Annotated in this window: 5 protein-coding genes and 4 tRNA genes; all 9 read left to right on the top strand. The window is 42.6% G+C overall.

Features of this window, described 5'->3' with window-relative positions; genetic code table 11:
- The first annotated feature begins 140 nt into the window (after window positions 1-140).
- The 9 genes from C9J47_RS11610 (at window position 141) to C9J47_RS11650 (ending at window position 12,957) form a co-directional block, all read left to right on the top strand.
- A tRNA-Ser gene (locus C9J47_RS11610) sits at window positions 141-231 on the top strand.
- A 45-nt stretch (window positions 232-276) separates the two neighbouring features.
- Window positions 277-352: transfer RNA gene (locus C9J47_RS11615), tRNA-Thr, on the top strand.
- 8 nt (window positions 353-360) lie between these two features.
- Window positions 361-435 (top strand) — tRNA-Gly (locus C9J47_RS11620).
- A gap of 6 nt (window positions 436-441) precedes the next feature.
- Window positions 442-517: transfer RNA gene (locus C9J47_RS11625), tRNA-Asn, on the top strand.
- Between the two features lie 501 nt (window positions 518-1,018).
- Window positions 1,019-1,999, top strand: coding sequence for a helix-turn-helix domain-containing protein (locus tag C9J47_RS11630; RefSeq protein ID WP_107253682.1), 981 nt, complete (start codon window positions 1,019-1,021; stop codon window positions 1,997-1,999).
- A gap of 194 nt (window positions 2,000-2,193) precedes the next feature.
- On the top strand, window positions 2,194-3,162 hold the full coding sequence (locus C9J47_RS11635; protein WP_107253683.1) for a helix-turn-helix transcriptional regulator: 969 nt from the start codon (window positions 2,194-2,196) through the stop codon (window positions 3,160-3,162).
- Between the two features lie 250 nt (window positions 3,163-3,412).
- Window positions 3,413-5,380, top strand: coding sequence for a TonB-dependent receptor (locus C9J47_RS11640; protein ID WP_170107498.1), 1,968 nt, complete (start codon window positions 3,413-3,415; stop codon window positions 5,378-5,380).
- 4 nt (window positions 5,381-5,384) lie between these two features.
- A complete protein-coding gene (locus C9J47_RS11645; protein ID WP_107253684.1) occupies window positions 5,385-6,653 on the top strand; it encodes an MFS transporter in 1,269 nt (422 codons plus the stop codon).
- A 115-nt stretch (window positions 6,654-6,768) separates the two neighbouring features.
- Entirely contained in the window at window positions 6,769-12,957 is a 6,189-nt protein-coding gene (locus C9J47_RS11650; protein ID WP_107253685.1) for a non-ribosomal peptide synthetase, read from the top strand.
- Window positions 12,958-13,011 lie beyond the last annotated feature (54 nt).

Consider the following 13,011-nt stretch of genomic DNA (forward strand, 5'->3'; position numbering starts at 1 on the left):
TTTTACCATTAAAAATATTACTGAAATCCAGATAAACAGCTTTTTATTTGCGATTTTAACTTAAAAAGACCAAATATTAGTCAGTTAGAATTATAGCGCTTTACATCGACATCAGTATTCATTATTATCCTTCGCACTCAGGAGAGATGGCTGAGTGGTCGAAAGCACCGGTCTTGAAAACCGGCAAGGGTTTATAGCCCTTCTAGGGTTCAAATCCCTATCTCTCCGCCATATTCGTATTTAGGCTTAAGCGTGAATACAAACAGAATAAAGTGTGCCGACTTAGCTCAGTAGGTAGAGCAACTGACTTGTAATCAGTAGGTCACCAGTTCGACTCCGGTAGTCGGCACCATTTATTTTGCGTGCATCGTATAATGGCTATTACCTCAGCCTTCCAAGCTGATGATGCGGGTTCGATTCCCGCTGCACGCTCCATACAATTCCCTCTTAGTTCAGTTGGTAGAACGCCGGACTGTTAATCCGTATGTCACTGGTTCAAGTCCAGTAGAGGGAGCCATACAACAAATAGCCGCTCATTGAGCGGCTTTTTTGTGTCTGGTGTTTCAGGTTAAATGGTTTAGGGACCAAACTAATAAATCGAACCCTTCCTCAATTTCTTCCATAATCCCGCACTGTCATCAGCACCTCAATTTCATAATTCAGAGAACAACAGAACACTTCTACCGTGGAATTTTTCTCACTAAAAATACTCCGTAGGTTTATGGTTCGTTTACTGTTTATCTACCTGATATAAAAACAACTCCTCCCCCTTACTTTGTAACAATATCAACTACTCAAATTAGACCAAATGATGTAGAAAATCACTTCCAATCTGAGTAGACAAATAACCGGTTCCTCAACAGAATGGGGGTTCTGGTTTATACACTTGAAGTTCACTCAAATACAATATTATAAAGACCAGATAGAGAAATGCTCGGTATTGTCGTGCAACAAATTTCCAAATCAAGCTGCGGTATGCATATGCACGAGCTGACCACGCTATTTCGGACGATAAAAAATGAACAAGCATTATATGAAACACGGCTCAAACTCTATTCCTATTACCAACATTAATTCTACTCATGACCAACTAATTTCTAGTTTTGACAAGGCACCTTTAGGCAGCTCTGTTGGTGATTGCTTAGGCTGCCAAATACATACCCTTTCCGGGTATGGTGGATGTACATCTCATCAAGAGGGTCAGAACAAAAAGACCACCTTCCTTCGTCTCCTAACGGTTGTTAAAGGAGACAACATTCGTTGGCACAATGGAAAAGATGGACCCAAGCAATTACAAAAAGGAAAGAGTGTACTCATTTTTTCAGAAAACACATTTAACGATGTCTTTATCAGCGAAAAAGAAAGCTATATAGAAATTGCCGATATTCGATTTGATTGTAATTATCTTAGCTCTATTTATCAGCAAATGAGCGCAAAATTCCAAGAAAGTGGCATCAATCCACAAACCGATAATATACCTTTAGTATTTAATACTATCATTGAGATCCAGCAGTTCATCAATCAATTACAGACAGAACTGACTAACAAAGAATCAGGCGTAACCGACAATCTGCTTGCCGTTTTACAGGCCTATCACTGTTTGTCGAAAATACTAGACCAGCTTGAGATGATTAAGAGCAATAAGACAGACCATGAATGTTCATGTTTATCCAGCCGCACACTCAACAAAGTACGCAAAGCCCATACTTTGATAACATCTAAGCCGGGGAAAAACTGGTCTATTAAAGAGATCTGCAAAGAAGTCGGTACTAATGAAACGAGTTTTAAACGTGGCTTTAAATTGCTATTTGACAATACATTCTCTAAAGCTTTGCAACAAGCCCGCATGGAAGTTGCTGCCAAAGAGCTGTTATATACTGACAAACCTATCATCGACATTGTATACAACATAGGTTATTCCAGCCCTTCATATTTTAGTAAGTTATTTAAACAATACTCTGGAGAAAAGCCTCTCCAGTATCGTCGACAGCGTCAGTAATTGTGCTTTCGTCAGTATTTAATGTTCAAAAAGCACTTATTACAATGAAAGCGTCCACCTAACCATACATATGAAACAAGCTTAATAATCAAATTGATAACTTTAACTGCTAAATATATTATTTTTATGGATCCCTCACGCCCTTAAATGGTAATGTGCATCATTATCATTTACGTTGTGATTATTATTTATCTATGACCTACTATACAGTTCCCTTTAATTTGGAACTAATGGAAGAATCCATTCAAACCAACGGGAATATACTGTTTAAGCATAACGACTGTGAGTTCTCATTACGTTGTTGTGCGCTTAACGAAGAAGTGGTTCTAAGCCTATTTATGGGGCGGTTCTATGCCCCTGTCCAACTCGATACTCCAGATAAAACTGAGTACGATACGGTTACTGTCATGCTCAATTTAGGCAGCGCTGTTTATTATCAAATTGATAGCCTCAAAGCACCCAGAATTTTTCCAAGTAACGCGATAGCATTGTGCTACTCAGACACCAGGGCAGGACTCTGTCGTTATCAACCTCAGTCAACAAAACTTTTTGCCTTACAAGTTCCAAGGCGAGTTCTACTTGAGTATATCGATGTCATGCAAATTGGCTTACTCACCAAAAGAAAACTAGAGCAGCGAGAGCCATTTCTGATAATGAAATCGGCAAACTCTCAATTTCATCGTATCGCTGAAAAGTTATCCGAACCTAATACAAGCTCCAACGCTAGCATACATCGCCACCTTTCATATTCATTCATCAGCGATGCTGCACGCTACCTGCTACAAGAGGAAGTCACCCTCCCCAGACGCATGGACAGTAGCAAAGGCTTAGAGAAAGCAATTGAGATCTTGGATAAAGAGTTTGTGCTACCGCCAACTATTACTCAATTGGCTCGCAGGATTGGTACAAATGAAACCTCTTTAAAGCAGTGGTTTCGTAAAGAGTTTAACACCACCATCCACCAATATATTCTTCAACAAAGAATGTCTAAAGCTGTAAGGCTTCTTTCTCTAAGGGAAAATCCAATTTCCCACATTGCCTTAGAAGTTGGGTATGCCAATCATGGACATTTTGCTGCAGCCTTTAAAAAAGAATTCGGATGCACACCGTCTTCGTATTCAAATAAAAGTAATACACAGCGCATCGCTCTAAATTGCGAGTAAAGTGCCCCCTCCATTAAGTTTCTACTCTAGCTAGAAAAAGCAGAACTGTTCATATCTTCTAGTGCTGAAAAATTAACATCAGGAAACTCTTTTCAAATAACAGTCTCCTGTCTAAGGCGACTGTTGCTTTATCGCAAATATCCATCATCAAAAAGTCTATTCGTGTTTTTTTTTCACCTTATTGAGTTAGCGAGTAGAAGCGGAAATTTGCAATATATAGCCATAAAGCTAAACCTCAAGGAAAAATAAGATGTACAGGAAATGTTTCAAGCTGTCTCCAATCGCATTATGCGTTGCTATTACTACGCTAAGTTACGATACGTTTGCTCAAGATAATGTTCAAGATGTCATTATTGTCGAAGCAACAAAGCAAGGTACACCTATAGGTAGAGTTAACAACTCAGTTATTGTTAAAACAGGCGATGAGCTTGAAAAGGCGGGCATACATGAAGTCAAAGACCTTGAAAAAGCGTTCCCAGGCTTAGTCATTCAAACTCGTGGTAACCGCACATATGCCAATACAACGATTAGGGGTATCAGTTCTCCGGATTATCACTCACCGACAATTGGCATCTATGTCGATGGGGTCTTACAGGACGCTGCTTTCCTTACGCAACAGCTGTTAAATGTTGAACACGTTGAATTGCTAAGAGGCCCGCAAGGAACTTTATATGGCGGCAATGCGCAAGGCGGCATCATTAACATTATTACTAAGAAAGCGACAAATCAGCCGAAAGCCTCTGCGGGTGTCACATATAGTAACCTAAGCCAACAACTTGATGCTTCCACCGCTATCGCACTCAGCGACGAAATATACGCTGACGTAGTGATTCGTTCTCTAAAGGATGAGGGGAACATTACGCACGTGCCGAGCAACACTAAAAAAGCCAACGAAACTAAAGAAATTAGCGGAATGGCGCGTTTGCACTATATACCCGACAATTCTCCTCTTAACGCGACCTTATCTTTTTCAGCTGATGATCTCGACAGCCATGAGGAATGGTATCTGACTAAAGCTGAATTTGACAAAAAAGAGACTAACCAAGACATACCTGAGCTTAAACGTAATGTGAATACGGTATCACTAAATGTTGGGTATGACTTCGGAAGCGCCCAACTAACCAGTATCACAGCCTACCAAGACAGAGATGTAGATCGTACCTTTATCGGTGGCACGTGGGTAGAAGACCAAAATACATTCAGTCAAGAGCTGCGAGTTAACACGCATTTCAACGATGCTCTGACAGCCCTTCTTGGAGGTTATTTTGAAAATCGCCAATTTGACGTAAACTCAGGTTCGCAAAACAAAATTTCGACAGATACTTACGCATTGTTCGGGCAATCAACTTATGCAATGACAAACACAGTAGACCTGACCTTTGGCCTCCGCGCTTCTCGAATGTCGACTAACTCAGACTACGCAGGAAATGCAGCATGGGGCATTTCAGCATATGATCAAAGCAAATCTGAAAATATAATATCACCCAAGGCTGCTATCGGCTGGCAAGCCAATGAGCACTCTCGACTGTATGCATCTTTGACTAGTGGCTATCGCCCAAGTGGCTTCAGTGCTGCACCACGTAGTAACAGCGATAAAGATGGATTTGATGCCGAGAAATCACTCAACTGGGAATTAGGCTGGCGTACAACTCTGTTAGATAATAGTGTGGACCTAAGCGGGGCACTATATTTAATTGAAACCAAAGACGTCCAACTCTATACCGGTGCACCTGGAAGCCAAAAACTGAGTAATCATGGCGAGGCTAAAAGCCTAGGTTTAGAACTAGAGCTAGCTTTCTATCCAACGGATGACCTAACGCTGAATCTTGCTGGTACATCAGGAAGATCTACATTTGAATCTGGTAATGGTGGACTAGAAGGAAATCGTTTACCTTACGCACCAGACACAACGGCTACCGTTGGTGTAGAGTATTTCTTACCCCAATCATTAGTCGAAGGCGAGATCTCGCTGGTATCCAATGCTCGCTACACATCTAAAATGTATTTCAATGAAAACAACACCCTATCACAAGAAGGTTACGCGCTCGTGGATGTCGCGATCGTTTATGACTTCAACGATCACCTGTCTTTCCGACTCTTTAGCAATAACATTACCGATAAAGAATACAAAACCTATTCATTTGCGATGGCAGGTACTTCACTTAGCAACTACGGTACTGGACGAGAAGTAGGACTAAACGCAAAGATGGAGTGGTAACTAGATGACCTTCCCGACTCGCCTTACTTCTGGTTTAAAATTATCTTCGCTGCTCTCTATTATGGCAGGCGTCTACACGACTCAAAGTTTGATTGGCATGTTTACTCTGCAGGGGTTGCCTGCTGTATTAAAGTCGCAAGACGTTTCTACATCACAAATAGGGCTTTTTTATCTTGCGATACTTCCTTGGGCACTGAAATTTCTTTGGTCGCCATACTTGGAAAAAATAAGAAAGAAAGGTGATACCTTGAAGAATCACGGGTATCTAGTCCTATTAGCTCAGGTAGCGATCTTAGTCACCCTAGGGGGACTTGCTTTTACTCAAGCTTTGCATCAGCTGTCGCTTTTATTCCTATGTGTTTTCGCGCTCGCGATGTTTTCTACTATTGCGGATATGAGCACTGATGGATTAGCTGTAGATCAACTGCCTCGCTCTAAGAGAAGAATCGGAAATGTAATGCAAGTTGGGGGGGCATACCTTGGCGCCATCTTTGGTGGTGGCCTGTTTATCTATTTAACAGGCGCAGTAGATTGGCAGGTTGCTCTGTTCGCTCTAATGGGCTTGGTTATCATAATGTCGCTTCCAACACTCCAGTTATTTAGCCGGACAACATCACAACCAACTATAAAGGACGTTTCAACCCCATCTCTTAAAAGTGCATTTTCAAGCTCTAAAGTAAGGCGTGGGCTCTTCCTAATTATGTTATGCCAAATTGGTACTCGCGGCGTATTGTCTATGATGATGCCTTTTCTCTACGAAAAAGGGATTAACTTAGAAAATCTTGGCTTACTTGTAGCTGGTGGTGGCGCACTTACAGGTTTCATTGGTGTCGGTTTGAGTGGTTGGGCAATTAAGCATATCACTGCGATAAAAATGTTAACTATTTGCTTAGCAGTAGAAGCCATCCTCTATACTGGTTTCTTCTTATATTCTGCCAATTTAGTCAACATCCCTTACATGTTAGAGGTGCTCTTCATCCTTAATGCCGTTATATCAGCAGCCAAGTTCTTAGCACTGTACACACTGATGATGGAATGGTCATACGGTTCACAAGCTGGCATAGATTATTCCTTGTTCCAATCTATGGATATGATCGTGACCATCGTTATGGCAGTACTATGTGGTTGGCTAATATCTTATCTAGGTTACTCAGCCCACTACTCTCTTGCCATTATCGCTACGTGTTTTGCAGCCTATCAGCTCACACGCATTTCCGACTTAGCATCCCGCAATACGTTTAGTGAAGGCACACTAAATACACAAAAAAACTAATAGATAAACTCCAAAGCCCGAGTCATCGGGCTTACTAAACCCGAACTTATCTAGGCTGTTGCAGAGCAACTTGCCGGGTTCGTTGCGTCTAAAATTTACCAAAGTAGATATCGTCATGCTTGATAATGAAAAAATAATTTCGAAGTTTAGGGAAGAGATTTGCCGTTCGTTTGACGTCACTGCAGATTCTCTCAGTGACTCTGCCAACCTTTTTGAAATTGGCCTCGACTCTATGTTTCTTATGCGAATGGTAAATCAATTCCGACGCGCAGGGTGCAAAATAACGTTGAAAGAGATGTATGAGTATCCAACAATTAGCGACATTAAAATACTGGTCGACCGCAAGCTTGATGCTGGCAACCAGCTTAAGCAAACATCACTACCTTCACATACATATTCGGTAATGACCGATGGCGCCCCTTTTCCAATGACGCCAGTTCAGCTTGCTTATTACATTGGTAGAGAGCCAAGCCAACCGTTAGGAGGCAATAGCTGTCATCTATACCAAGAATTTAACACCGAGCACCTTGATCTTGCACTCCTCGAAACTGCGATAAATACACTAATTCAACGTCATCCCATGCTGAGCGTTAGCTTTCATAGTGACGGAACACAGCGCTGGGTTAAGCCAAAAGATAAACAGAAAATTACCGTACATGATTTAAGTCACTTTTCCTCTGAAGCTGCTGAACATCAAATGTTCAGCACCCGCAACAAACTCAGCCATCGTGTTCTCGATATACAAAGTGGGCAAACGTTCGATATCCAAGTTTCCGTTCTTAGCGATCAACAATATCGAGTTCATGTGAGCATCGACCTACTCGTAATGGATGCATCAAGCTTCAGTTTGTTTTTTAACGAGTTATCCACCCTATTAAGAGGTGACCCTCTTGAAGAAAAATCTAGTGAATATGATTTTTGTAGCTATTTACAACAAGAATCTACCGAATTTAGTGCTCAAAAATGCGTTTCATCTGAATATTGGCAATCTCAATACGCGACTCTTCCTGTACCACCTAACTTGCCACTAAGAATCGAGCCGGCTCAACTTCAAAAACCAAAATTTAGTCGCCGCAGACACTCTCTACACAAAACGGAGTGGGCGAAACTTCAGCACCTTTCGGCTACAAATAAAGTCACACCGACGATGGTACTAGCGACACTCTACTCCGCAGTATTGTCGCGTTGGAGTGGTCAGAGAAAACTGCTGCTCAACCTGACTCTGTTTGATTGTCATCCATTCAATAAACACCTGAACAAAATGTTGGCGGATTTCACCAACATTTTATTACTCGATGCCGAGATCAGTGACGCTAACGCTTGCGATCTAATTCAAGATCACCAAGACCGATTTGCAGAACTTTACGAACACCGAATGACATCAGGTGTAGAGGTGTTACGTGACCTAAAAAAAAATGGCACTCACCCCCATGGGGCGCCTATCGTTTTCACCAGTAATCTAGGTAAATCACTGTTTGGCGACGATACCAACGGCCCCCTTGGCCAGCCTGGCTGGGGAATATCCCAAACACCACAGGTTTGGCTAGACTTTGTCGCTTTCAAACATGATGAAGGGGTTATCCTTCAATGGGATGGCATCGACGAGCTGTTTCCAGAAGGGTTAGTAGACACTATGTTCCATCGCTTCACTAACCTACTGTCGTATATGTTAGCAAACGACGAGCATTGGAAAATCCCATTACCAGATTTACTTCCTGAGCCTCAAAAAAACATCAGAAAGGCAGTGAACCAATCACAAGGCACACCGCCTCATGGCTTGCTACACGAACGAATATTTGAACAAGCGGAAAAGCATCCAAACCGCACCGCCGTTATTAGCTCAGGCAATATCCTTAGCTTTGAAGAACTGACTTTAAAAGCGAAACAGCTCGCATACCAATTAGTTAACGCTGGGCTAAAAAGCGGTGAGCACGTCGCTGTCAGTATGGATAAAGGAGAGGGTCAAATTATTGCAGTGCTGGCCATCCTTTATGCCGGTGGCGTATATGTTCCAATCGCACCTAGCCAACCAATAGTCCGCAGAAAATCCATTATTGAAAACGCCGATATTCGGATAGTGATTCGCTGCAAGACGACAGAATCAAACTTTGACTGGACCGACTCCATTCACCTTAACTGGCAAGATGTAACGCTTGAAACACTTCAACCCGCAGCTCAACAGCGTAGTCCACACGACAAAGCGTACATAATTTACACCTCTGGTTCGACAGGCACTCCCAAAGGAGTCGTCATTTCACACCAAGCAGCCCTTAACACATGCATGGATATTAATGAGCGTCACGACGTCACAAGTGCTGACCGTGTTTTAGCGCTATCAGCACTGCATTTTGATCTTTCCGTCTACGATATATTTGGCGTTCTCACGGCTGGTGGTGCTTTGGTATTACCTCAAGAAAACCAACTTCGTGATCCAATGGCTTGGAATAACTTAATATGCGAACACCAAGTAACGCTATGGAATAGCGTACCAGCCCTTTTTGACATGTTCCTTACCTTTTGTGAAGGGATGCAATTCAACGCCCCATCCTACCTACGCACGGCAATGCTATCTGGCGATTGGATTGATCTTTCACTGCCTGCTCGTCTACACCAATATAATCCAGTAGCAACATTCAGTGCTATGGGTGGAGCAACCGAAGCTGCTATCTGGTCAAATGAATATATCGTCAAAAAAATCGACCCAAGCTGGCGCTCTATACCATACGGATACCCACTAACAAATCAGGTTTATCGAGTTGTTGATGAAATGGGAAGAGACTGTCCAGACAGGGTTAATGGAGAGCTTTGGATCGGTGGTATTGGCGTTGCACTGGAATATTGGAATGACAGCGAACGTACGTCACACCAATTCATTAACCAAACCTGTCTAGAAAGTGGAGAAACTCAGCGTTGGTATCGTACAGGAGATACAGGCTGTTATTGGCCGGATGGAACGCTTGAATTCTTAGGTCGAAAAGACAATCAAGTCAAAGTAGGCGGCTATCGTATAGAGCTTGGTGAAATAGACTCCGCCTTCAACCGCATTGCGGGGGTTCGACAAGGTGTCGCATTAGCATTAAGCCAAGGTGGTAGCAAAGATAAACAATTAGAAGGTTTTGTCGTAACAGAAGGGACAGAGTTACATTCTGCTTTACAACCGCACCCAGCATTACCGAAACAGTATAGAGAACTATTCCAAGAACATAAGCCCTATTTAGAAAGTACAGAGGAAAATACGGAGATTGTAGATTTCCTACACCATCACTTGTCGAGTCAAGTGTCTGATAACGTTAAGGCTAGAACGCTAAGCGAATGGATGCACTCATATAGCGCCTCTAGAAAGTATGTCGGATTATTTAAGAAATGGTTAGAGTTTCTTTCAGAGCATGGTTCAGTATCCAAACATGGCCAAGGTGAAGGCACAACTTATCAGTTGCTAAGTAATACTGCTGTAGAAAATACGGCTATGGAAAATACTGCAGCGAAATCACGTTCATTACTTGGAGCACAGTCTAACAACCTTCTCGCTCAGGTATTGAGGGGAGAGCGTGAAGCGGCTGAACTTCTCGAAAGCCAGTTATCACCTGAAGCTTTGTTATTTAACCGTGCCGATTTCCAACATCAACTACACCAAGTCATTACAGCCGTTTCCGCTCTTGCCACTAAGTTGAAGAAACCGCTGAATATCATAGAACTAGAATCACGAACTGGTCTTGTCGCTAGTCATATTTCGACTCTTTTAGGGCCAAAGCAAGTTCAATATACCGCATTAGATTCTTCTCTTGCTATGACAAACCTCGCTACGCAACGTTTGAAGAAAGTTGCACACGCAGACGTTATTTACACAGGAAAAACAATCCCTGAAACGCTCAAAGGAACGGTGGATGTGCTCCTGCTCAACAACGTATTACACCGTCAACAAGTTCCTATTGAGTATCTTCATCATATCAAAACCTTGCTTGCCCCTGACGGCCTGGCAATTCTGACAGAAGTTACAAAGTTGGGTGACGCCTCATTGATCAGTGCACAAGTCATCGAAGCAACTACGCCTAATTTACTGTCGGAGACTTTCCTGTACTCAGCTTTTGAGCAAACAGGCCTGCGCCTTGAACATAAAGTACTTGCTGGGAATCACGCGCTATATGTATTGAGAAACCAAAACACTGTACTCAAGACCGATGCAACCAAACTAATGGCTAAGTTAAGTGAACAATTGCCTGACTACATGATTCCTAAACGATTTACGTTCATGGACGCGTTACCTCTAACACCAAATGGCAAAGTTGATCGTAAGTCTCTGACGAGTACCACAGTGGCATCATCTGAAAGTAAACTTGAGCCGGCTCCCTTAACATCCAACAATGAGATTGCCTTAGCTAAAGTATGGCAATCACTTTTTAAAACAAACCAAATCAGCAAAGATAGCGACTTCTTTATTATGGGAGGCGATAGCCTTCTCGCTACCCGTTGCATTGGCGAGCTACAAAAATCTGGCTTACGAGGCAACCTGACTGAACTGTTTACAAAAACCACCCTCAGTGATTTTGCTGCAACCCTAGTCCCTAGCGACCAAGGCATTGCCGTTAATGACACAGTTCTAAAAGCATGTTTAAGTGATCGCTATCTCCCCTTCCCTATGACAGATGTCCAGCAAGCATATTGGATCGGCCGTCAACACGGGTTTGCTTTGGGCGCAAGTAGTTCCCAATTCTTTATAGAGTTCAAAGTAAGAGAACTCGACGTAGTACGATTCAATCAGGCGATGGATAAACTGATCGAACGCCATGACATGTTAAGAGCCGTCGTTCAAAACCACCAACAACAAGTTTTGATCAACGTACCTTCTTTTGACCTCAAGTGTCATCTGTTTGATGACCTTAACAATCCTGAAGCCGACGCAATTCGAAACAAGTTATCGCATCAGGTTAATAATCCAGAATTTTGGCCTCTATTCAGCATTGAGGCAATACTTAACCAGTCACAAGAAGCTCGTTTGTTTATCAATTTAGATAACATGATGCTTGATGGTTTAAGCATGAAAATTTTCTTGTCTGAGCTAGAAACCTTTTATCACAACCCAACATCAAAACTCCCAGAACTAAATGTCACATTCAGGGATTATGTAAATTGGAAAAATACCCATAAGGACTCAGATCTAAGTGTTATTGAGCAAGGGAAAGCTTATTGGCACAGTCAGTTAGCGACTCTTCCTCCTGCGCCTAACCTGCCAATACAGTCAGATCCCGCGAAACTACACAAGCCTAAATTTATTCGTGCAGAAACAAGACTTATGCCTGAAGAATGGGCAGCTCTTAAAGAGATAGCGACCAGACATCAGGTCACCCCGTCGGTCATTCTTATGTGCGCTTACGCTTCTACTCTTTCAGCTTGGAGTGATAATAAGGCTGTCACACTAAACTTAACCCTTTTCGACCGGAAGGCCGTTCACCCTCAAATAAACCACGTTATGGGTGACTTTACGACGTTATTACTACTCGCATGGCACCCTGAGAATAACTGGTTAACTAGCCTTAAGCGTTTACAAACACAATTAGCGCAAGACCTTCAGCATAGAGATGTTTCAGCCGTATGGGTGATGAGAGAACTTGCTCGTCAGCAGAACACTGCAAACACCTCTATGCCAGTGGTGTTTACAAGTGCTCTTGGTACATCAGATGGGGATTTTCTGCCAGATTCAGGCTGGTTAACGCCTTCTTGGGGCATTTCTCAAACACCTCAAGTATGGCTTGACCACCAAGTCTATGAATCTTCGGGATACCTTTGTCTAAACTGGGACGCGGTTGAAAGCTTACTCCCACAACCACTTCTGGACAAAATGTTTGGGCATTACATCGAGCTACTCAAAATGTTAGCTCGAAAGCCAGAGTGTTGGTCACTGCCGTTAAATCAGCTTATCAGTTCGGAGCACAACATTACTCGTTTTACGGCAACACCAGCGACACCTTCTCCTACTTTAGAATACACAAAGGATCAGCACGTTGATCCGATCAAGGTGCGTCAAATTCAAGAGACTTTCGACCAAATAGTATGCTCTTCCGTAGGTGAAAGAGAAAACTTTTTCGACGCTGGGGCTAATTCGCTCCAACTTGTTCAGATGCACAGTGCACTACACCAATTAGGTATGAGTTTATCCGTTACCGATTTATTTACGTACCCGTCTCCTATCTCGTTAGCAACAGCGCTCGTAGGCAAAACAGCACCTTTAGATTCCAATGACACGCTTAAAGTTAGGCAACAACGACAATCAAATAGGAAAAATAACCGCCGCCAACGCATCAAGTAATCATGTGTTCAGTCTTTAAGCTGGGAGCCTTGTATCTACCCGGCACGGTTCAGA

It is taken from the genome of Photobacterium indicum, from assembly GCF_003026215.1.
Taxonomy (GTDB): domain Bacteria; phylum Pseudomonadota; class Gammaproteobacteria; order Enterobacterales; family Vibrionaceae; genus Photobacterium; species Photobacterium indicum.